The sequence below is a fragment of the Gardnerella sp. Marseille-Q9691 genome, assembly GCF_046507715.1.
Classification (GTDB): Bacteria; Actinomycetota; Actinomycetes; order Actinomycetales; family Bifidobacteriaceae; genus Bifidobacterium; species Bifidobacterium greenwoodii.
The window spans coordinates 287564-309571 of the sequence record NZ_JBKFXI010000002.1 but is presented as its reverse complement, the minus strand read 5'-3'; the positions used below and the strand labels follow the sequence as shown (position 1 = coordinate 309571).

Annotated in this window: 16 protein-coding genes and 3 tRNA genes; 17 read left to right on the top strand and 2 right to left on the bottom strand. The window is 43.7% G+C overall.

Annotated elements, in window-relative coordinates; all coding sequences use genetic code 11:
• Positions 1 to 55: 55 nt before the first annotated feature.
• The 6 genes from ACLD6A_RS04880 (at position 56) to ACLD6A_RS04855 (ending at position 8119) form a co-directional block, all read left to right on the top strand.
• Positions 56 to 128: transfer RNA gene (locus ACLD6A_RS04880), tRNA-Glu, on the top strand.
• Between the two features lie 40 nt (positions 129 to 168).
• Positions 169 to 240, top strand: a tRNA-Gln gene (locus tag ACLD6A_RS04875).
• Positions 241 to 742: 502 nt separating this feature from the next.
• A complete protein-coding gene (locus ACLD6A_RS04870) occupies positions 743 to 2035 on the top strand; it encodes a metallophosphoesterase (protein WP_019260683.1) in 1293 nt (430 codons plus the stop codon).
• Positions 2036 to 2145: 110 nt separating this feature from the next.
• Positions 2146 to 3507 carry a UDP-N-acetylglucosamine 1-carboxyvinyltransferase gene (murA, locus tag ACLD6A_RS04865; protein ID WP_029600013.1) on the top strand — a complete coding sequence of 454 codons (1362 nt, stop codon included), beginning with the start codon at positions 2146 to 2148 and terminating at the stop codon, positions 3505 to 3507.
• Between the two features lie 167 nt (positions 3508 to 3674).
• Positions 3675 to 5600 carry a serine/threonine protein kinase gene (locus tag ACLD6A_RS04860; RefSeq protein WP_019260685.1) on the top strand — a complete coding sequence of 642 codons (1926 nt, stop codon included), beginning with the start codon at positions 3675 to 3677 and terminating at the stop codon, positions 5598 to 5600.
• A 101-nt stretch (positions 5601 to 5701) separates the two neighbouring features.
• A complete protein-coding gene (locus ACLD6A_RS04855) occupies positions 5702 to 8119 on the top strand; it encodes a hypothetical protein (protein ID WP_410313738.1) in 2418 nt (805 codons plus the stop codon).
• A 63-nt stretch (positions 8120 to 8182) separates the two neighbouring features.
• On the opposite strand, the gene ACLD6A_RS04850 is transcribed toward ACLD6A_RS04855, so the two are convergent.
• Positions 8183 to 8255: transfer RNA gene (locus tag ACLD6A_RS04850), tRNA-Ala, on the bottom strand.
• Positions 8256 to 8363: 108 nt separating this feature from the next.
• On the bottom strand, positions 8364 to 9032 hold the full coding sequence (locus ACLD6A_RS04845) for a DedA family protein (protein ID WP_019260687.1): 669 nt from the start codon (positions 9030 to 9032) through the stop codon (positions 8364 to 8366).
• A 240-nt stretch (positions 9033 to 9272) separates the two neighbouring features.
• Between ACLD6A_RS04845 and ACLD6A_RS04840 the strand changes: the two genes are divergently transcribed.
• The 11 genes from ACLD6A_RS04840 (at position 9273) to mtnN (ending at position 21978) form a co-directional block, all read left to right on the top strand.
• Positions 9273 to 10079, top strand: a complete 807-nt coding sequence (locus ACLD6A_RS04840; RefSeq protein ID WP_410313798.1) for a hydrolase — start codon at positions 9273 to 9275, stop codon at positions 10077 to 10079.
• Between the two features lie 143 nt (positions 10080 to 10222).
• Positions 10223 to 10492, top strand: coding sequence for a 30S ribosomal protein S15 (gene rpsO, locus ACLD6A_RS04835; RefSeq protein ID WP_004109774.1), 270 nt, complete (start codon positions 10223 to 10225; stop codon positions 10490 to 10492).
• Between the two features lie 279 nt (positions 10493 to 10771).
• Positions 10772 to 13555, top strand: coding sequence for a polyribonucleotide nucleotidyltransferase (locus ACLD6A_RS04830; protein ID WP_102694998.1), 2784 nt, complete (start codon positions 10772 to 10774; stop codon positions 13553 to 13555).
• A 122-nt stretch (positions 13556 to 13677) separates the two neighbouring features.
• Positions 13678 to 14541, top strand: a complete 864-nt coding sequence (locus ACLD6A_RS04825; protein WP_410313737.1) for an aldo/keto reductase — start codon at positions 13678 to 13680, stop codon at positions 14539 to 14541.
• 13 nt (positions 14542 to 14554) lie between these two features.
• Entirely contained in the window at positions 14555 to 15520 is a 966-nt protein-coding gene (locus ACLD6A_RS04820) for a polyphenol oxidase family protein (RefSeq protein WP_410313736.1), read from the top strand.
• Positions 15521 to 15549: 29 nt separating this feature from the next.
• Complete coding sequence (locus ACLD6A_RS04815; protein WP_410313735.1) at positions 15550 to 16221, top strand: pyroglutamyl-peptidase I; 672 nt, start codon at positions 15550 to 15552, stop codon at positions 16219 to 16221.
• A 170-nt stretch (positions 16222 to 16391) separates the two neighbouring features.
• Positions 16392 to 17807: a cell division protein gene (locus ACLD6A_RS04810; RefSeq protein WP_410296412.1), complete on the top strand. Its 1416-nt coding sequence runs from the start codon at positions 16392 to 16394 to the stop codon at positions 17805 to 17807.
• A 69-nt stretch (positions 17808 to 17876) separates the two neighbouring features.
• The gene (locus ACLD6A_RS04805; RefSeq protein ID WP_004135780.1) at positions 17877 to 19211 is read left to right on the top strand and encodes a C1 family peptidase; all 1335 of its coding nucleotides are present in this window, start codon (positions 17877 to 17879) and stop codon (positions 19209 to 19211) included.
• Positions 19212 to 19477: 266 nt separating this feature from the next.
• A complete protein-coding gene (locus ACLD6A_RS04800) occupies positions 19478 to 20659 on the top strand; it encodes a 3-deoxy-7-phosphoheptulonate synthase (protein ID WP_410313734.1) in 1182 nt (393 codons plus the stop codon).
• Positions 20660 to 20778: 119 nt separating this feature from the next.
• Entirely contained in the window at positions 20779 to 21261 is a 483-nt protein-coding gene (locus ACLD6A_RS04795) for a hypothetical protein (protein ID WP_410313733.1), read from the top strand.
• 6 nt (positions 21262 to 21267) lie between these two features.
• Positions 21268 to 21978 carry a 5'-methylthioadenosine/S-adenosylhomocysteine nucleosidase gene (gene mtnN, locus ACLD6A_RS04790; protein ID WP_410313732.1) on the top strand — a complete coding sequence of 237 codons (711 nt, stop codon included), beginning with the start codon at positions 21268 to 21270 and terminating at the stop codon, positions 21976 to 21978.
• Positions 21979 to 22008 lie beyond the last annotated feature (30 nt).

Here is a 22008-nt window from a genome sequence, read left to right as displayed (position 1 = left end):
TTTATGTTGTAAAGTCGCTATTTGTTGCGTCAAGAGGCGTAGCTGATAAATGAAAGCCCCCGTCGTCTAGCGGTCTAGGACTACGCCCTCTCACGGCGCCAACACCGGTTCAAATCCGGTCGGGGGTACGAAGACGGAACGGTTCCAAGAGCCGCGAAGCCTGCCAATTGGGGTATGGTGTAATTGGCAACACAGGTGATTCTGGTTCATCCATTCTTGGTTCGAGTCCAGGTACCCCAGCGAATAGCTCTCGTAGAACGAGGGCTTTTTTGTTATCTATCTGTATTTCTGCGTATTGCATCAGCAGCGGCATAAACTACTCACGTCCTCGCTATTTTGGTCGATCGCATCGCTTCGGCAGTCAAAAAATCAAAAACCCCGGTGCGTGACCGGGGTTAGAGAAAAGAGAAGAAGAGAGGTTAAGTTCTTTAAGGTTTCGTAACTACTTGTTTGTAGTTCGTTTTCCTTTTGATATATCTATAATAAACACCTTATGCTGAGTGCAATAATGCGATTGCCTGTAAGTTTCCTGTGAATTTGTAACTATTTTGCTGATTTTTGCTGATTTTTCCTGTTTCCCACCTGTTTCCCATCAGTTTTCACTCGTTTTCGTTGGTAGTAGCGAGTTTTTCTGATCTCAACCATTTTTGCAAGCAAACCGAGTTTTACAAGAATTAGCGAATTTTTGAAAACACTGCAAAAAATTTAGTGAGTCGTTTCGTATCTGCCGTATGCTTGAAGTATGAGTGATTCTGCACAATCTGAAGTTACTGCAAATGCAGAGCTTCCTTTATCGATTTCGGCGCGATTGGGGCGCTTACAGTTCCATCTTTCTGGTAAGTTTCGCGTACTTCAATGTGCAGATGTTCAAGATGTTCCTAAAGTGTCGTCGGATACTATTCGACTAATCGAATCTGCTTGCAGCACTGTGCGCCCCGATTTGGTTGTGTTTACAGGTAATCAAATTGCTGGCTACGAAAAAGTTTTTTCGAGCACTTTTACGCGCAGACGTTGGCAGAAGCCAGAAAATATGTCTGACTGTGATAGGAAGCAGCTATTTCAGCAGGTTAAAAACGGAATATCTCGCTTAGTTGAACCATTAGAGAAGCGTAAAATTCCATGGGTTGTAACATATGGTAATCATGATTTTCAGTGTGGCTTAAGTAACGAGGAGCTTGACTCACTGTATCGTGAATTTTCCTGCTGCATGAATCGCGTTTCTAACTCTACGTCTTCATCAAGCGCAATGCAGTCAACGAATTGTATTTTGCCAAAGCAGATTATACTTCCTTGTGAGCCTGGTACTTTCGCTCTTCCAGTTATGGACGAAAGTCAAGAAAATGTTGTTTTTTCAATCGTTTTAATAGATTCAGGAGATTATTCTCAATCTGGCGGCTACGGTCAGCCTTCTAAAAAGGCTCTTAATTTTGTAGAAAAGCTGCCGGATTCTTTGCCGCCTCGCTTCTGCGTGTTTCAGCATTTTCCTTTGCAACAGTATTATCGCGTTCTTCGTGAGGTTTCTAAAGATTCTGCTGCACAAGAAAGTGCAATTGAAGGGTATCGTACTTTTTCTGGGCGTTACTACGCTCTTGACGAGAATCGTGTTCTTCCGGACGGCTATTTGGGCGAGGGTATTAGTTGCCCAGATGTAGACAGCGGCGAGTTTGAGCTTTTAGCTAAAGTTGGCGCGTTTGCTGTTGTTGCAGGCCACGATCATCTAAATGCTTTTGCTGGTAAAGAGCCTGAAAAGAATATGCTTCTTATTGCAACTCCTACTTGTGGATTTGGTTCATATGGCCCGGAGCCTGCAAAGCGTGGTGTGCGTTTGCTTGAATTTGATATTCGCCACCCATTTGAACCGCGCACGCAAATGCTAGAATTTGGCAATCTTGTTGGCAAACCATCAACTAAAAAGGCTTATACGTATGGTCTTACCGCAGAATCTGAGCATGATTTACCTGAGGTTGATTTATTGCGAAAACCATCATTGCTAACTAAGTTAATTCGCAGATGGCGTCAGCATCAAACCCATTAAAATGTGAGTTTAGCGGATTTAGGATTTTATTAAGCAATATATCTGAGCGCGTTGGCAAGTATGCCGGTATGATAGTTAGTAGTTTTTTAGCGCGAACGAAAGAGGTAAACGTGTCCGCACATAATACGGCTGAACAGAACAACAATAGTGGCATTGATGCTGCAGACGTGTTGCACGTAGAAGGTGGTAAGCCGCTTAATGGCACTATTAAAGTGCGTGGTGCGAAGAATTTTGTAAGCAAGGCAATGGTTGCTGCTCTTTTAGCACCTGGAAAGTCTGTGCTTAAAAATGTTCCAGAAATTCGTGACGTGCATGTTGTTTCGGATTTATTGCGCTTGCATGGTGTTTCTGTAGACGTAAATGGTTCGGAAGGAATTGTTACAATCGACGCAACAAAAGTTCAGCTTGCAGATGTTGCAGACGTCGATACTCTTTCCGGCTCTTCGCGTATTCCTATTCTTTTTTCTGGTCCTCTTCTTCACCGTCTTGGAGAAGCGTTTATTCCAGCGCTTGGAGGCTGTAACATTGGCGGTCGCCCAATTGATTTTCATTTGGAAACCTTGCGAAAGCTTGGTGCTGATGTAGATAAAGACCATGAAGATGGCATTCATATTACTGCGCCTAACGGTTTGCATGGCACTAAAATTCATCTGCCGTATCCTTCTGTTGGAGCAACAGAGCAGACTTTACTTGCAGCAGTTCTTGCAGAAGGTCGAACTGAGCTTTCCGGCGCTGCAATTGAGCCTGAAATTATGGATTTGGTAGCTGTTTTGCAAAAAATGGGTGCGATTATTTCCGTTGATGTTGATCGCACTTTCCGAATTGAAGGCGTAAAAGAGTTACAAGGCTATACGCATACTTCACTAACCGATCGAATTGAAGCTGCTTCTTGGGCTTCGGCGGCTCTTGCTACTCACGGAGACGTGTTTATTAAGGGCGCAACTCAGCCGGAAATGATGACTTTCTTAAACGTATTCCGCAAAGTTGGTGGACAATTCGACGTTACGGATAAAGGTATTAGATTCTGGCATCCGGGTGGGGATTTGCATCCTGTTGCTATTGAAACCGACGTGCATCCTGGTTTTATGACGGATTGGCAGCAGCCGCTTGTTGTTGCGCTTACTCAGGCGAAGGGCTTGAGTATTGTGCATGAAACGGTGTACGAGAATCGTTTTGGTTTCACTAAGCCTCTTGTTCAAATGGGTGCTATGGTTCAGCTGTATCGTGAATGCTTGGGTTCTCTTCCTTGCCGCTTCCAGCAGCGCAATTACAAGCATTCCGCTGTGATTTTTGGACCTACTCCATTAACTGGCCAAGATATTGACGTTCCGGATTTGCGAGGTGGTTTTAGCCACTTGATTGCAGCTCTTACTGCTAAAGGTCCGTCTAATGTTCGCGGTATTTCGCTAATTGATCGCGGTTACGCTGATTTTCGCGGAAAACTTCTTGCGCTTGGTGCGGATATTGACTAATTAATCCAAGTATTTTGTAGGATTCTAAGCTTTTAACCACAATAGGTAAAAAAGCTTTTTTACGCACAAAATTATCGATACAGTAGTCGCAATTGTAATTTAATTGCTCAGTAAATTAACCAAATTTCGCCGAGCAATTTACATTATTTAGATTGCGAGGATTGACGATGGTTTGTGTAGGAGGGCGATACCAGTTACTAGGAGAGCTGGGTTGCGGTGGTACTTCAACCGTATTTCTTGCGGTTGATACTGTGCTGCACAAACAGTGGGCTGTAAAAGAAACCTTGCTTCAAGGTGATGAATCGTATCGCAAAAATATAGTCCAGTCTTTACGCGCTGAAGTTGATGTATTAAAAGAGTGCGATCATCCAGCAATACCTAGAATCGTCGATTTTTTTGAAGAAAATGGTCGAGCTTATGCCGTACGAGATTATGTAAAAGGACGTTCTCTTAAATCAATTGTTGACGAAGAAGGTTTACAAAGCCCTTCAACGGTTAAAAACTGGGGAGTGCAATTATGTTCGGTTTTAGCTTACTTGCACTCTCATTATCCTCCAATTATTTATGGTGATCTTAAACCTTCAAACGTTATTATTTCGCAAGACGGAACAGTTCGCCTAATTGACTTTGGTGCTGCAAGTAAACTGTATACTCGCGAAGAAGCTGCTGATTTTAAATCTGATAGTATGCGAAGTTTTGAAAAATCGGATTTACGTTTTGCAACTCCACGTTTTTCGGCGCCTGAAGTTTTAGATGGTAGTGAGGAAATAACCCCTGCTAGTGACGTTTATGCTCTTGCAATGACATTAAGATACGCGTTATTTCCTAGCGATGCTTCTAAAGCAGGTTTGCAAACGCTAACTGTAAGGCACGAAAATCGTGAATTGTTTGAGAATCTAGTATCTGTTATTGCACTCGCAACAACTTCTAATCCTTCGCACAGGTATAAAGATTGCGAAGAGATGCTTTCTGCGTTAGAGTCATGCGGCTCCAGAAGCAGTCGAACTTCATTAAAGAATAAAAATTCTGTTATTAGCAGGCGCAAAAGTCAAGCATCTTCTACGAAGAGGCTTAAGAGTAGTGCGCAGATTAGCACTCCTGTAAAAACTGCAGGCATATCCGTATTGCTGCTATTTTTTGTGGTTGTATTATTCAATTGCCTGCCTATTTTCAGCAGCAATGCAGCAGTTAAGACGGCAGACAAAACTTTAAGCGCAGAAGCGAAAATAAGTCGCCTGAAGTTAATAAAGAAAAATAAAACAGATTACGATTCTCTTATACGTATGGCAGAACGTGAAAGCAGATCTGATTCCGCTAAACGCTATATTTCGCGCGCTATGCAAATCCAAAATAGCATGTTGCAAAAGAATTACGTTCGACAAATGTCTTTTAGGCCTTTGCGCGTTTTGCTGCGCTCGCAACTTGCGGATCAGCAGTGGAGTGCGGGGGAGGAGCGTGATTTTATGAGCTTAATAAGCAAGTATGATCATCAGCTGCGTTCAAATAGAAACGATTGGGCAAGTATTTCTGGCGATATTGGTAAAGCGTATTGGTACTATTTTGCGGGATTTTCTGGAAAAGTTGCGAATGTGGAAAGACTTTCGCGCATGCGAGTGGCAAGGGCTTGGTTTGTTGACGCATTGGCAACTTCCAAATCCGATTTAGTGAAAAATCAAGCGCACGAAGCACACAAGAAAGCAAGTAATAAAGCAAGCATGTTTAAGGCTTATGTTGCTATTTCTGATTGCTACGCTCGCCTTGTTGATGTTAGTACAGATGCTCCAAATGAAGAAACGTATAAACAGTATGTGAATCATTTGCAGAATCTTATAAAAATATCGAAGCAGAATAATGTGAACATACTTCGCATTGATACTGGAGAATTGGTGCTGCAATCCTTACATTCTTGGATGCGAATGTTGCGTGGAAGCGGTTTTAGTAAGCAAGAAATTCAACAGTTATGTGATGATGCGAAAAATCTTCTTAATCAGGCAAATGCTTCGAATGATGATGCTGCAAAAAGACAAAAATCTGCGCTCGATAGCGTGCATCAAATTCAAGACGAAATCAACTCAATTTTTTCAGAAAAATAATTTAAGTAATAAAAGTAATAAAAGGTAATAAAAGTAGAACAAAGTAACAGCAAAGTAATAAAAAAATAAAACAAATAAGGGATTAACAAAAGGGGGAACATATGAAACAGCAAAATCGAGAAGGGTTTGCTGAGCAGAAACATTCTTTGTGGGGGAAGGCAAAGATGTCTTTTAATAAACTTATTAAAAGACTTTTAGCAAGATTTATTGCAGGTATTTGCATTTCTGCATTTTTCTTTATGAGTATTGTTGCAGTGTTGCTGCCGATTAATGCTTCCTACGCGCAAACAAAGAATATTAGTGTAACAACAGAAAACCATGTAAAAACGCAGAATATTAACACTGATCGCAATTTGCGCATACGCCATATTTCTGTTATACCAAACCAGAGAACAGTTCGCTCCAAAGGTAAGTACATGTTTACTAAGCGTCCAGTTTTGCTAGTCGTTACGGTTGACGGAATAGATGCGTCAACATTAAAGCGTATTCACAAAGTTTATGTAAATATTGGACGTTACAAAGTTGCTAATTCTAAAGCCGAGTTGGCTAAAACAGAAGTGTTGTCGTCTTTAGTTAATTTCCGTTACCAACTACGTCCTAATCCGGTAGGAGTAGTAAAAGTTGAGTTGAAAAGTTGCGGAATTTACGATTTGCGCGACGTTTCAGTGCGAATTGCGTCCGTAGCAATTGCGCCGCATCGCATATGGGGTGGTAGTAATGCAAATAAAAAGAACGAAAATAAGGCATCTAGTATTACTCGTGTAGCAAAATCTTCTACAAGTAAAATGAATTTTCAAGAGCCAATACTAAATATTCCTGCTTTAGCTGTAAATATTTCGGATTCAACGCAAAGTAGCAATATGATAGATTCTGCACGTTTTGTGGTTATTGATTATACTGAACCGCGGTTAAAGGTTATTTACGACAACAATACCGTTTACGGAGGTAAATATTTTAAGGCAAATCGTTCAGCTAGGGTAATAGTAGACGATGATTCTTTTGCTTTTTCTTATCTTCTTAGAGACTCTTCGCCAATAGCAACTGTTAAAGCAAACGGAAAACAAGTTATTAATCTAACTGCTCAACAGTTTAAAAACGACAGTTTTCACCCAAACATTTGGTATGCAGATATTTCGTTTAATAAAGATGCTTCTTGGGAAGCTAAATATGCTGCTCAAGATTTGTCGGGAAATTTCAGCTCTTCGCGTAGTGACAATTTTGTTATTGATACTCACATTCCAACTGTTTCAATTACCGGTGTTAGTAATGGTGGAGCTTATTCTCGTGAAGTAAAACCAACGGTTGTTATTAGTGATAATTATTTGAATCCAAAAAGTGTAAAGTGCTGGCTGCATCGCGTTCGCGGTGGTCAGAACGTAAATCCAGCTTCTGCAAAATTTAGTAATAACAGTGCAAAAGTCCAGTACGAAGCTTTTTATAGCGGTCCAAACGATGACGATATTTATCAGTTGCAGTGGAGCGCAAAAGATGTGGTAAATCATGAAATTCACGGAAGTATGCAATTTTCTATTAACAGCTCCGGTTCAACGTTTAGATTAGATGGTTCAACTGCTGCAATGAACAACAAACAGTTGCAGCATGCGAAAGATGTTCGTATTGAAGAAGTTAATGCAAGCTCTTTGGCGTATCCTGCAAAAGTAAGCGTTGTGCAAGACGGTGTTGAAAGAAACTTAAGCAAAAACGATTTTTCTGTAGCTGTAAGCACAGATCGCGGTTGGCCTCGTTTAACATACACTATTTTCCAACGCAATTTTGCGGATAACGCAAATTACAGAGTGTTAATTAATTCCGTAGACAAAGCAGGTAATCATTCCTCTAACGAGCGAGTAGCAGGTGAGTCTAACGGAGCGCTACGCGCATCTTCTGCGTCTTTGCGATTTACTGTAGATCATCTTGCTCCTCTTGCAACAGCATTTGATATGCGTAAAAATTCAGTTTACAAAACTGAAAAAGATGGAAAATTAGTGAGAATTAGCGCAAAAGATAATATGGCTTTGAAATTAGTGTCATTTAATGTTGACGGCAAAGCTAAGCATATTTGGCGAGGAAAGTCGGCTAATAAGCCAGTACTGTCTTTGAAAATGAAGCCTGATGGTGTGGCGCACGATGTTCTTGTAAAAGCTGTAGATTATGCAGGAAACATAACAGAGTTAAGATACAACAATGTGAAAGTTGTGCAGATTTCACACAGTTTAAAAAAGATTTCTGCATTAGAAAAGAAGAAAAATGGGGGTAAAAAAGACAATAAAAATGATGATGTAGCAAGTTCTCAGGTGCAAGATTCTAATGCAAATAATGAAAATAATGCAGATTCTAATGGAGTTTCTAATAATGATTTGAGCAGCGATTTGAACGATAAAAACACAAGTGGAAGAAGCTCGTCAAATCTTCTAGTAGTGCTTGCGTATGTTGGAATAATCGTTGTTACATTGTTATGCGTGGCGCTTGGAGCTGGAATAATCTACAAAAAGCATAAAAGTAGCAAGGAAGATGATTAAGTGCGCAATAGGGCTAAGTGAATAAAAAAGCCCACTGCGGTGGAATGAATGCAGTGGGCTTCGTGGAGCTAATGGTAATCGAAACCACGACCTCTTCGATGCGAACGAAGCGCTCTACCAACTGAGCTATAGCCCCAATGTCTAAGACAAATCATCTTACGACAACTCTGCACACTGTACTACAAATCTTGTATAAAAACAATATTTCTTATAGTGCAGTGTGCATGAGTGTCGTAAGCACAATCTATTTAGATGCCTTTTTTGCTTTGTGTGCTTTGTATAAGCCAATAAAAGTTGGAACAAGTGAAATAAGTAAAATAGCAACAATCACTAATTCAAAATTCTTCTGTACGAAATCAATCTTTCCAAAGAAGTATCCAAGAAGCGTGAAAAGTGAGGACCATATAATTCCGCCAAGAATAGAAAATGGTGTAAAACGAACCCATCGCATTCCGGATACGCCGGAAATAAAAGGCATGAACGTGCGAATAAATGGGAAGAATCTGCCCAAAAATACGGCTAAAGGACCCCATTTTTCAATCATTGCTTCGGTTTTAGCAACGCGCTCTGGAGTAAGCGCCTTAACTTTACCAGATTCTACAATCTTGCGGCCGAAGAAATGGCCAATAAAATAGTTGCACTGATCGCCAATAATAGGCGCCAGCCAAACAACCGCAAGCAACAGTGGAAGAGGAAGTGCGCTGTGACCGGTTTGAGCATCGGGAGCTGCAAAGAAGCCGGCCGCAAAAAGCAAGGAATCTCCCGGCAAAAATGGGAAGAATACTACGCCTGTTTCAATAAAAACAATTAGAAAAATAAGGCCTAATGCTGGAGCTGTACCCATCGCAATCCAACTTGCAATAGCGGAGCGTGGATCCTTAAGTAAGTTGACAATAAAATGAATAAATCCCATGATATCCTGTCGTATTTTTTGCGACTAAACGCCGCTTTTTAAGCAAAACGCATGCAAAACATGCCTTTACAATGAGACTAGCAGTCGGCATAAACGGCAAACATGTTAAGCGCACTACTTCTTGCGCGAGTTATTGAATACAATAATAAAGTATTGATAAAGTATTATTACTGTTACGCAGGTGTGCTTAAACTTGCGAAGGATTGGGCGAATGCTAAAGATTGGCAGGAGAATTATCTTATGACATTGAATGATGAACATAGTGAGAGTCCTAAAAGCTTTACGCCAATAAAAGTAAGACGACGCCCAACATCTTCTAAAAATGCTGTGCTTGCAGAAAATGCTGCGCCTGCAGAAAGTGCTGCACCCACAAAAAGTGCTGCGCCTGCAAAAAGTGATGCGCATGCAGAAAATGCTGCGCCTGCAAAAGAAATATCAGACGCATATTTAAGCTCAGATTTACCTGAAACGGAATTGTCAATTGCTGACTTTTCGCGTAAACATGCGAATCCTAAGCGTTGGTGGATATATTTAGGAATATTATTGCTTGCAATTGTGCTACCGTATTGGGCTGGCCGCACTCTTGCTGTTCAATATACGTCGTGGGTTGTTTCGCATTGTGCAGGGCTGTCTGCTCAAGGGGTAGTTTTTATTTCCTGGGTTATTACAGTTGCTGCTTTTACAAGTCTTGCAATGGCTCTGATTGAATCAAGTAGCTGGGTTTGGAGATTTATTTTTGTGGTATTTCTAGCTTTTGAACAGCTTATTGCAGGCTTGTGTATGCTGAGTATGAGTTTTTGGTATTCAACTTACGTAGTTTATGGTCCTGCATCTGGGCTTGCTAACGCAGCTAATCTTGGCATTATTTCTGCAGGATTTGCTGTGGCTGTTTTTGCTGTATTATTCGTTGGTTTGCTTGTTGTTATTCCTAAAAAATCGCGTCTAAATGTGCTAACTCGCAGCTGGGCATCTTTTATTATGTTTTACGCTGTTGAAGTTTTGGCAATTCTAGTTGTGCTATTTGGTGGCTTTATGACCGCAATGTAATATTTTGCACTGCAAATTTTGATTAGCAATAATAACTTGTTGACGAGTGGTTGTATGATAGAGATTTGGCGTGTAACGCCCGCGGATTGAGAGCGCTACAACAGAAGGTTGTGGCACCGCGCAGTGATATTAAGGAGGACGCCGTGGCATTAACGGCTGAAGATAAGAAGAACATTATCAACGAATACGCGACGCACGAGGGTGACACGGGTTCCCCAGAAGTGCAGGTCGCTTTGCTTAGCAAGCGCATTGCTGACCTTACTGAGCACTTGAAGGAGCACAAGCACGATCATCATTCTCGTCGTGGCTTGTTGCTCATGGTTGGTGATCGTCGTCGTCTTCTCGATTACTTGAAGCGTGTTGACATCAACCGTTATCGTTCTTTGATTGAACGACTCGGCTTGCGTCGATAGTCTTTTAGCCCGGGCTTAAGCTCGGGCTTTTGTATATACATAATTGAAAGCATAATTTAAAATTGAATCATAACTAAAGATTGAAGAATAATTTAAGATTAAAATAATTTAAGATTGAAGCATAACTGAATACGGATGATTGAAGTAACCGAAACAAAAAACACTACGAAATATTGGCGTGCAGGATTGCGAAAAATCGTTAGGGATAATAACAACGTGAAGGCGCCAATGTTATTACGCATGTTGGTTGATTAGGTAAGTTAAGAAAAGGAGGAACCCGTGGAGGGTCCCGAAATTAAGGCTGTAGAAGCCGTTATTGATAATGGTTCATTTGGTAAGCGCACGCTGCGCTTTGAAACTGGTCGACTCGCACAACAGGCAGACGGTGCTGTTGCCGCCTACTTGGATGACGATTCCATGATTTTGTCGACGACGACTGCAGGATCTAGTCCGAAGGAAAATTACGACTTCTTCCCACTTACTGTTGATGTGGAAGAGAAGATGTATGCTGCTGGTAAGATTCCAGGTTCGTTCTTCCGCCGTGAAGGACGTCCTTCTAACGAAGCAACATTGGCATGCCGAATTATCGACCGCCCATTGCGCCCACTGTTCCCACACACTCTTCGTAACGAAGTGCAGGTTGTGGAAACTATTTTGTCTATTAATCCTGACGATGCTTACGATGTAATCGCTTTGAACGCGGCTTCTGCATCTACTATGATTTCTGGTTTGCCATTTGAAGGCCCAGTTTCTGGTGTTCGTTTGGCTTTGATTGACGGCCAGTGGGTTGCTTTCCCACGTTGGAGCGAACGTGAGCGTGCAGTATTTGAAATTGTTGTGGCTGGCCGAGTGATTGAAAACGGCGATGTTGCTATTGCAATGATTGAGGCTGGCGCCGGCAAGAACGCTTGGAACTTGATTTATAATGAAGGTCAAACTAAGCCGGATGAGGAAGTTGTAGCCGGTGGTTTGGAAGCCGCTAAACCATTTATTAAGGTTATTTGCGACGCTCAGAATGAGTTGAAGCGCATTGCAGCTAAGGAAACCAAGGAATTCCAGCTCTTCCCAGAATATACGGACGAACTTTACGCGCGTATTGACGAAATCGCACACAAAGACTTGGATGAGGCTCTTTCTATTGCAGAAAAGCTTCCTCGTCAAGATCGCATCGCTGAAATTAAGGAAGGCGTGCGTGCTGCAATCGCAGAAGAATTCACTGATATGGACGAAGCTGAGAAAGAAAAGGAACTCGGCAACGCGTTTAAAGAATTGCAGCGTCAAATTGTTCGTCGCCGTATTTTGACGGAAGATTACCGAATTGATGGACGTGGTTTGCGCGATATTCGTACACTTTCTGCAGAAGTTGACGTTGTTCCACGCGTTCATGGTTCTGCACTCTTCCAGCGTGGTGAAACCCAGATTTTGGGCGTAACAACTTTGAACATGCTTAAGATGGAACAGCAGGTGGATGCGCTTTCTGGCCCACAGACTAAGCGCTACATGCACAACTACGAAATGCCTCCATACTCCACTGGTGAAACGGGTCGCGTTGGATCTCCAAAGCGTCGCGAAATTGGTCACGGTGCTTTGGCAGAGAAGGCTTTGGTTCCAGTTTTGCCAGGTCGCGAAGAGTTCCCATATGCTATTCGTCAGGTTTCTGAGGCTATTGGTTCTAACGGTTCCACTTCTATGGGTTCTGTGTGCGCTTCTACACTTTCCCTGCTTGCTGCTGGCGTTCCTTTGAAGGCTCCAGTTGCTGGCATTGCTATGGGCTTGGTTTCTGGAGATGTTGATGGAAAGCACATCTTCAAGACTTTGACTGATATTCTCGGTGCTGAAGATGCATTTGGAGACATGGACTTTAAGGTTGCTGGTACTTCCGAGTTCATTACTGCTTTGCAGCTCGACACTAAGCTCGATGGTATTCCTGCAGACATTTTGGCTGCCGCTTTGCAGCAGGCTCACGAGGCTCGTGCAACTATTCTTGAGGTTATTAACGAGTGCATCGATTGCCCAGCAGAAATGAGCCCATTCGCTCCACGCATTATTACAACCACAATTCCTGTTGATAAGATTGGCGAAGTCATTGGTCCTAAGGGCAAGATGATTAACCAAATTCAGGAAGAAACTGGTGCTGAGATTGCTATTGAGGATGACGGTACTGTTTATATTGCTTCCGAAGGCGGCGAAGCTGCTCAGAAAGCAAAGGAAATCATTGATTCTATTGCAAATCCTCGCGTTCCAAAGGCCGGTGAAACTTTCACAGGTAAGGTTGTGAAGACTACGAGCTTTGGTGCTTTCGTTAATTTGACTCCTGGAACTGACGGTTTGCTGCATATTTCGCAAATTCGTAACTTGGCTAATGGTGAGCGAATTGACACTGTGGAAGATGTGCTTAAGGAAGGCGATAATGTTGAGGTTATCGTTCAAAGCGTAGATGAGCGCGGCAAGATTTCCTTAGCAATTCCAGGTTTTGAAGATCAGGAATCTTCTGCTCCGTCTCCTCGCGAAAATCGTGGCCGCGGTTCGCGTGACGATCGTGATTCTCGTAATGATTACCGCGGTGGACGTGGCCGTCGAGATGATCGCGACAGCCGTGATCGTTCGGATAGAGATGATCGTCCACGTCGTCGCATGCGTGATGATCGAGATGATCGTGACGATCGCGACAGCCGTGACAGCCGCTATTCCGATCGTGACAATCGTTACGAAGATCGCAATTCTCGTCGAGATGATCGTCGTTCGGATCGTGCAGATCGTTCGGAACGCGACGACCGTTACGCTGACGGCGATTTTGATGATCGTCCTCGCAGGTCTTCTCATCGCGATGACCGCTATGACGAGCGCGACAATCGTGATAATCGCGCAGATCGTGACGACCGTGCAGATCGCGACGAGCGCAATAGCCGACGCAATTCGGAAGCTCGCCGTGGCTCCGATCGCAATCTTCGCTACGCTGCAGATGACGATCACTATGATGAGTATCGTTCTGCTCGCGAAGAGCGTACCGAGCGTCCTCGTCGCCGCGTGCGCCGCGATTTTGACCCATTTGAGGAAGATTAATCGCATAAAATTATCGAAAAGCAAATGCTAATAGATAATAAATAAATTAATAACTTACGAAATGCCTTCAAATTGCGCTTGCATTTGGAGGCATTTTAAAACTGTTTAGATAAGAGGTAAATATGGTTATGCATCGTGCACTGGGGTCGTTTGACACAACAGCCATTGGCTTTGGTGAAATGCCGCTTACAATCGAAAACAATCTTGGACACAGTATGGGCATTGAAACCATTCATGCAGCTCTTGATGCTGGCTGCACGCATATTGATACCGCATGGGCGTATTACTGCTCTGGCGGTGAGGAGCAAACTGGAGAAAAGCTTGTTCGTGAGGCTTTAGAAAGCTGGAAGGGCAATAAATCTTCTATTTTAGTTGCAACAAAAGTTGGTCACTTCCGTAACTTTACGGATGGCCGCCCAACGTGGGGCAAGGATGGCAAGCCGGAGCATTTAATCCGTCACGCAAAAGAGTCTGCAATGGCTTTAGGCGTTGACACTATTGACTTGCTTTACTTCCATAGGCCGGATCCGGAAGTTCCATACAATGAATCCATTGAAGCAATGCAGCAGCTGCTTGACGAAGGAGTTGCTCGAGAAATCGGAATTTCTAACGCTTCCGTGGAACAAATTGATATTGCGCGCAATATTTTAGGAAATAAGTTAGTTGCTGTGCAAAACCAGTATTCGCCGGTTCATTTAGAAAACGAAGATACTTTGCAATATTGCGAAAAGCTTGGAATTGCTTTCGTTTGCTGGAGTCCATTAGGTGGATTCCGTCATCCGTATGACGACCATCTTTTTGACCCATTCCGCAAAGTTGCCGAGAATCATGGCGTAAGCTATCAGCAGGTAGTTTTGGCTTGGGAGCTTGCAAAAGGTGAGCACGTATTTGTGATTCCAGGAGCGCACAGGCCTGCAACTATTCTCGACAGCTTAAAAGCTTCAGATTTGAACTTAAGCAATGAAGAATTGGCTTATTTAGGGTGAAAGAAAGTAACATATGCAACAAACAAGCGTAACTGGCATGCCGTTGCCGCATGAAGATAACGAAGGCAAGCCAATTCCTGTAACTATTCCAGTTGCATTAGGAGCTCGTACTCACGCAGTTTTTACTACTAGATTGGGCGGTATTTCTGAAGGTTCATTTGCTTCGCTTAATTTAGGCGGACGTGCAGGAGATAATGAGGAAGCTGTTGCAAGCAATCGCGCAGCGTTACAGCGTGCGTTACAAGCGGACTTATCTTTGGTTGCTCAAGTGCACGGAAATGAAGTTTTTGACGCGGATACTGTAGTTGATTCATGGAATACGCCTTACGGATTCGACGCAACTGGTTTTGCGGATTCCAAATTGCGTATTGAATCAGATGCGCAAGTTTCTACAGCACACTCGCTTGCTTTGGGAATGTTTGCAGCCGACTGCTTGCCTGTTTTACTTGCGGACGACGAAGCTGGAGTAATCGCTGCAGCGCATTGCGGAAGAAAAGGATTAATGGCTGGAGTTCTTGATTCTGCTATTGAAGCAATGTGCGAAAAAGGTGCTGAACGCTCGCGAATAAATGCGGTTTTAGGACCATGCATTTGCGGCAACTGCTACGAAGTCGGCGAAAGTATTGCGCTCGATTTTGAAAAACGCTACCCACAAACCGTAACAAAAACTCGTTTCGGCGGCTTAGGTATTGATATTGCTGAGGCTGCTCGAATCGATTTGGCTCTCGCAGGAGTTGCAAATATTGTTAACGCTTTGCCTCGAGTTTATGCAGCAACGCAATATTTGCAGGAAGATGAAGAATTGCGCACAATTTGCGAAGTAGACGGTGAAGGAGAATCTTTGCCGGAACGTTTGCAAAATTTGCAAAACCCAATGTGCACTTTGGAAAATCCTCTGTGGTATTCGCATAGGCGCGCGCAACTTGCTGGAAAATCGCATGAAGGCAGACTTCTTGCGCTTGTAATACTAGACAAGTAGCTAAAATCTTCAGAAAGTAGGCTAATATTATGAATCAAATTAACGTTGTAATTTCAGGATTTGGTCCATACGCAGATTTAGAAGTCAACCCTTCTTACGAAGTGCCATTTGCACTAGAATCTGCGGAAAATCTTGCTAAAATGCAGCCTTCTGAAGATATTTGCGTAAAAGTAACGTCTGTTATGCTTCCGATTAGTTTTGCGAATGCTTGGCCTAAATTATTAGAAACAATTGAGCGTGAGCAGGCAAATATTGTAATCGCCACTGGCACAAAGCACACTGCGCGAGGCGTGCAACTTGAAAGATGCGCAACTAACGTTATTGATGCTAAAAAGCCGGATGTAGATAATAGTCGCCCGCAAAAAATGCCGATTGTTAAAGATGGTCCTGCAGCTTACTGGACGAGGCTGCCTTTGCGAATGATTTTGCAGCGTTTTGCTCACGACTCAATTGCGTCTAATTTAAGCTCCGACGCAGGAACGTACGTGTGTAATTCTTTGTTTTATCAGCTTTTGCACTGGGCAGCTAAAGATAATAAGCATGTTCTTGCCGGTTTTGTGAGTTTCCCTCCGGTAGTAAGTTCGCACGATGCTAGAAACGGTTTGCCATTAAAACAGCAGATTGAAGCAGGGCAAGATATTGTGCATGAAGCAGTCAGATATTATATGCAACCTTCTGCAGAAGGAATGTTACTAAAGTAGTTATTACTAAATTATTTGTTACTAAATTAGGTGATGATAAATTAGTTGTGTGAGCTTAGCAAAAACGTGCGCAACACACGAGTATTTTGCGCTCTTAAGTGATAGCGTTGATGCTGATGGCGTAGGCACACAGTCGGTGCAGCTTACTGGGGGCTTGTGAAAGGAATATTATGGCAACGGATTTATTCCCAACCGCGTTGCGTGGTTACGATAAAGACAAGGTAAATGAGGCCTTTGCTAACTATGAGCGTACAATTTCGCGTTTGCGTGAACAAGTGCGTTCCAGTGACGAATCAATTTTGCAATTGCAAGCTCAATTGCAAGAAGAAAAAAATAATGTAAAACGCGCAAAAAGCGGAAATACTTTCGCATCTTTGGGTGCAAATGCGCAACAATTACTGGCTTCTGCAGAACAAACCAGTGCGCAATTACTTGAGCGCGCAAAGCAGGATGCTGCGTCAATCAAAAAGAATGCACAAGCTCAGGCTGGAACATTACTTAATAACGCTAAATTAGATGCAGCTCACTTAATGCAGGAAGCACAAACTAAAGCCGACACAATGCTTTCAAACGCTACTCAAAAGTCGACTCAAATGATGCAAGCTGCTCAAGAAGATTCTGCACGTTTGCGCGACACTACAGCAAAAGACGTTCAAGCGCAAAAAGATGCTGCAGAATTAGCTTTACAAAATGCTCAAGAGGAGCACACTAAGCGCATGGCTTCTGAGCGCGCTCAGCAAGAAAGCAGTATTTCGCAACTTAAGTCGGAAGCTGCTCAAAAAATTGCAGAACAGCGCGCGGCAGCAAACGAAGAAATTGCACGCGCAAAGGCTGAAACTAACGATCAAATCGAATCTGCATTGGCAGAAGCGAATAAAAAGTTGGCAGATATGCGCGAGCATGCTTCTAAGATGATGGCGGATGCTCAGCGTAAGGCTGGCGAAATTACGGATGCAGCTAGCGCAAAAGCTCAGGAAATTGCGGATGATGCTCAAGTTGAGCGCACGCGTACGTTAAGCCAAGTTAGTGCAGAAGTTGAGCAGATTCGTGCAGATATTGCCTCCCAGCAGGAAGAAGCTACGAAGAAGGTTGACGCTTTGCTTTCCGGTTTGAAGGAAAAGGAGAGTGCAGCTCAAGAAGAAGCCGATGCTTTGGTGGCTCGTGCGAAAACCGTGCATCAGGAAGCTGACGAATATGCGGCACAAACGCATCAGGCTGCGGATAATCAGGCTGCTGATATTGTGCGCAAAGCTATGCAGGAGGCGACTGCTCAGGTTGAAGAGCGTAGGGCTGCAGCTCAGCAGGAATTAGATGGTATGACTGCGCGCTTGAGCCAATTGCAGCATCGCGAGGCAACTATTACGCAGCGAGTTACGGAATTGCGCTCGCTGTTTGCAAACGCGTTCTCTGGTTTTGATTTTGGAGATGCTCAGCCGGATCAGCCTGTTCAGCAGGCTTCTGACGATGTTGACAATTCTTCGGATGCGAAATCTTCTGCCGAAGCAAAGCAGGCTCAGCGAGATGTTCAGGCTGCGTTGGCGGAATCTGAAGAATCTAACGAATCTGACGAATCTCAAGAAAATTAGTAAAATAAGTTTTCTAAACAAATTTTCTAAACAAATTTAACTAAATAATTAACAGGAAAGGTAAGAATAGTGACTGAGATCACCGCTTTAACTGATGAAGCATTGCAAGGTTTGCGTGAGGATTTTGATGCAAACCCATTGAACCGTTTGGCTATGAATGGTGTAACTGCTGCTGGTATTGATAAGGTTGCGCGTAATTATGACCGCGCTCGCTTGTTGCAGCGTCGTTTTTCCACGATTGTTGACAACGGTGATGCTACGCATCAGGATCATTCTGGACGCTGCTGGCTGTTTAGCTCGTTGAACGTTGCTCGTTTTATTGCTAAAAAGTCGCTTGGTTTGAAGGAATTTGAGTTTTCTCAGAACTACGCAATGTACTACGACAAGCTTGAGCGAATTAACTACTTCTTGAAGGATGTTGCGGCTTTGGTTCGCGCGGGCGAGCCTTCAGATTCTCGCTTGATTCAGCATTTGTTGCATGATGTTATGGGCGATGGCGGCCAGTGGACCATGGCTATGAACGTTTACAAGAAGTATGGTGCTGTTCCTAAAGATTTGTTCCCAGAAACCGCTTCTTCTAAGAATACTGGCGCTATGAATACGCAGTTGCGTGCGCTTTTGCACACTGCTGTAGCTCATATGTATGCTAATGCTACTGAAATTGATGAGATTATTGCGGACGCTACTGCTGCAGGCCACAGGATTTTGACAATTCACTTGGGTGAGCCACCTAAGAGCTTCGATTGGGAGTGGACTGATAGCGACGGCAAGTTCCATCGCGATGGTGAGATTACGCCAGTTGAGTTCTGGAAGAAGTACGTGAACGCTGGTCTTGAGGATTATGTGTGCTTGGTTGACGATCCTCGTGCTGAGCATCCTAAGGGCAAGAAGATTGCTATTGAGCATTTGGGTAATGTTGCTGGCGGAGACGCAACCGAGTATTTGAACGTACCAAACCAGTTTATGAAGGATTGCGTGCGTAAGATTTTGGTTGAGAAGGGCATTCCAGTTTGGTTTGGTGCTGATTGCCATCCTATGATGGATCGCGAAAATGGCGCTTGGGCTACTGATTTGTTTGAGTATGGCCGCGTTTATGGCGTTGATTTTGATTTGGATAAGGAAGAGCGCGTGCGCTTTGCTGATTCTGCAATGAATCACGCTATGGCTTTTGCTGGCGTGGATGTTGCTGATGACGGCACGACTACTCGCCGTTGGCGCGTGGAGAACTCTTGGGGCACTGACATTGCGGATAAGGGTTACTTTACGATGAGTGACGATTGGTTCACTGAGTACGTGTATGAAGTTGCAGTGCCGAAGAATCTGCTTCCGGCGGAATATCGCAAAGCACTGGAAGAGCCAGCAATCGTTTTGCCGGCGTGGGATCCAATGGGCGCTTTGGCCTAGCTTAAGCGCATTGGGCGCTTAAGCTACTTCAAAGTGCCGCGCTTGCTTAAAGTTGGAAGTCCAGTGGACTTCCAACGCAAGCGCGGCGGCTTGTGCCGGCAAACGGCACAAGCCGACCACATCAAGTTAGGTTAGATTCTCTGCGCGAGTTCGGCGGTGTTTGCATCTTTATTTCAAGATGCAAACACCGACCACATCAAGTTAGGTTGATTCTCTCCTCACAACCACCGATTACACCAAGCATTGTTTTATAGGATGGTGAACAAATGTCTTCTACAGCTGAGCAGCGTACTTCTCGCGCGGTAAAGAAGGAGGTTGAGGAGGGGCGCAACCCTCTTAACTCCGCGAAGTTCCAGCGCTGGGAAGACCAGGTTGGTGTGGATCGCATTATTAACCGCCGCGTGTTGGAGCTTGAGCCGCTGCCGACTCCTGCTCAGGTGCTTGGTGAGCTGCCGTTGTCGCCGTATGCGCAGGATATTGTTGCGCAGTCGCGCGATGAGATTCGTGGCTGTTTGAATGGCGACGATGATCGCTTGTTGGTTATTGTTGGCCCGTGTTCTGTGCATGATCCTAAGGCTGCTCTTGATTACGCGAGTCGTTTAGCTAAGTTGCGTTCGGAGCTTGAGGGTGAGCTTCTTATTGTTATGCGCGTGTATTTTGAAAAGCCGCGCACAGCTCTTGGCTGGAAGGGTTTGATTAACGACCCGGATATTGATGGAACGCATGATATTCATAAGGGTTTGCTTCTTGCGCGTAAGACTTTGCTCGGCGTGTTGGATGCTGGCTTGGCTGCTGCTACTGAGTTTTTGGAGCCGACTAGCCCTCAGTTTATTGCGGATGCTGTGAGCTGGGGTGCGATTGGTGCGCGTAATACGGAGTCTCAGATTCATCGTCAGCTTGCTAGTGGTCTTTCTATGCCGGTTGGTTTTAAGAATGCTACGGATGGTTCTGTTTCTGCGGCTGTGAATGGTTGCTTGGCTGCGAGCCAGCATCATACGTTCTTTGGTATTGATCATCTTGGTCGTGCTTGTGCTGTGCAGACTCTTGGTAACCCGGATTGCCACGTGGTTTTGCGCGGATCTAGTAAGGGTCCGAATTATGATCCTGCGTCGGTTGCTTCTGCTGTGGCTTCAATTCGTTTGCGTTTGGGCACTGGTTGCGTGGCTTCTAACGGCGTGGTTGTGGATTGCTCGCATGGTAATTCTGGCAAGGATGAGCATCGCCAGATTGAAGTTGTGCGCGAGATTGCGGATCGTTTGGCTGCTGGCGAGCAGGGCATTAAGGGCGTTATGATGGAGAGCTTCTTGCAAGGCGGCAATCAGGATCCTGCTCCTCTTAGTGAGCTTGAATACGGCAAGTCTATTACGGATCGTTGTATTTCTTGGGAAGATACTGCCGATTTGTTAAGAACTTTAGCGAAGTCCGTTGCAACACGCCGTAGAGATTAGAGATTAAAGATTAGAGATTGTAGTAAGATAATCTCAATTTACTTCTACCTGGCTTATATTTTACTGTATTTGCCAGTTAAGTTTTGAACTATATTTTGCGTACAAAGGAGTGTGTTGAAATGTATAACAAAGACTTGAATAAAGCGAATAAAGCGAATAAAGGTTTTGCGTGTAAAGCGTTTCCGATTGTGAAATATGTGCTGTTCGCTTTGATTGCCACTGGCGTTATTTTACTTGCTTTTGCGTGGTATCGTGGCACTCATAGCGCAGGGTACACGCTTGTTACTGATTCTGCATTGTGGTTTAGCATTTTTATGCCGTTTGTAACTGGAATCGTTTTGCTTATTTTTACTCGCGGATGGCGTCGCATTGTTGGCACTTTAGTTTGCGTGCTTCTTATAGCTGGATTTGTCGCTTTTCTTGCTCTGCAGAATCAAATTATTGCGTTTTTCAATGTTCCTATTACGAATCCGTGGTTTGATTTTACGTGCGGCGCATTGCTGAAGATTGCTACTTTAACTTTTGTTATTATGACTTTAGTATGCGTGTTTTTGGTTAAGAATAACGATAAATGCGTAAGTGGCGAAGTAAAAAAAGGATGATTCTTAATGTCTAATACTGAGAAAATTACTAAAGTTGCTGTTGTTGGCGCTTTAGATGAGGAAGTTGCTCATATTGCTAGTGCGCTTGAAAACGTGAGTCACAATCAGTCTGCAAGTCTTAACGTATCTTGCGGCACTCTCAATTCTGCAGATGGTAGCAAAATCGAAGTCGCGGCTACAGTTGGCGGAATGGGCTTAGTAAATGCTGCTGCAACTGTGCAATATCTTATTGACGCATATAATCCTCAAGCCGTAATTTTTTCTGGTATTGCAGGAAATCTTAATAAAAATTTGCATACAAACGATGTTGTTCTTGGAAAAACTGTAAAATATCTCGATACCGATATGCGCTTAATCGGTCAATGGAAGCCGTTTGCAAGCGAATTTCATTCGGATGATTATCTTCTTATAGTAGCTACTAAAGTGCTTACCGATATGAAAATTACACATATTGCTGGCACTATTGCTTCTGGCGGATATTTTGTTGATTCGCCAGAAAAAGTAGCGGAGGTAATTGCAGCTACTCAAGCGGATGCTGTGGAAATGGAAGGCGCAGCAGTCTTGCATGTGGCTGCTCGTAACGACGTTCCTGCACTTGTTGTGCGCGCAATGAGCGATAATGCGGATACAAAATACGAGGATTTTCACACTTTTGATATTTCCGAATATGCGGACACTGCTGCAAAAATTACGGTAAATATTCTTCGCAATTTGTAGCATTTCGACACGCTGATATGGTCGCCGACC

Coding starts and splice junctions, on each gene's coding strand:
- ACLD6A_RS04795 (WP_410313733.1), top strand. CDS start 20,779: ATGTATAACAAAGACTTGAATAAAGCGAATAAAGCGAATAAAGGTTTT.
- ACLD6A_RS04820 (WP_410313736.1), top strand. CDS start 14,555: ATGCAACAAACAAGCGTAACTGGCATGCCGTTGCCGCATGAAGATAAC.
- ACLD6A_RS04810 (WP_410296412.1), top strand. CDS start 16,392: ATGGCAACGGATTTATTCCCAACCGCGTTGCGTGGTTACGATAAAGAC.
- ACLD6A_RS04825 (WP_410313737.1), top strand. CDS start 13,678: ATGGTTATGCATCGTGCACTGGGGTCGTTTGACACAACAGCCATTGGC.
- ACLD6A_RS04870 (WP_019260683.1), top strand. CDS start 743: ATGAGTGATTCTGCACAATCTGAAGTTACTGCAAATGCAGAGCTTCCT.
- ACLD6A_RS04860 (WP_019260685.1), top strand. CDS start 3,675: ATGGTTTGTGTAGGAGGGCGATACCAGTTACTAGGAGAGCTGGGTTGC.
- ACLD6A_RS04800 (WP_410313734.1), top strand. CDS start 19,478: ATGTCTTCTACAGCTGAGCAGCGTACTTCTCGCGCGGTAAAGAAGGAG.
- ACLD6A_RS04815 (WP_410313735.1), top strand. CDS start 15,550: ATGAATCAAATTAACGTTGTAATTTCAGGATTTGGTCCATACGCAGAT.
- mtnN (WP_410313732.1), top strand. CDS start 21,268: ATGTCTAATACTGAGAAAATTACTAAAGTTGCTGTTGTTGGCGCTTTA.
- ACLD6A_RS04840 (WP_410313798.1), top strand. CDS start 9,273: ATGACATTGAATGATGAACATAGTGAGAGTCCTAAAAGCTTTACGCCA.
- ACLD6A_RS04855 (WP_410313738.1), top strand. CDS start 5,702: ATGAAACAGCAAAATCGAGAAGGGTTTGCTGAGCAGAAACATTCTTTG.
- ACLD6A_RS04845 (WP_019260687.1), bottom strand. CDS start 9,032: ATGGGATTTATTCATTTTATTGTCAACTTACTTAAGGATCCACGCTCC.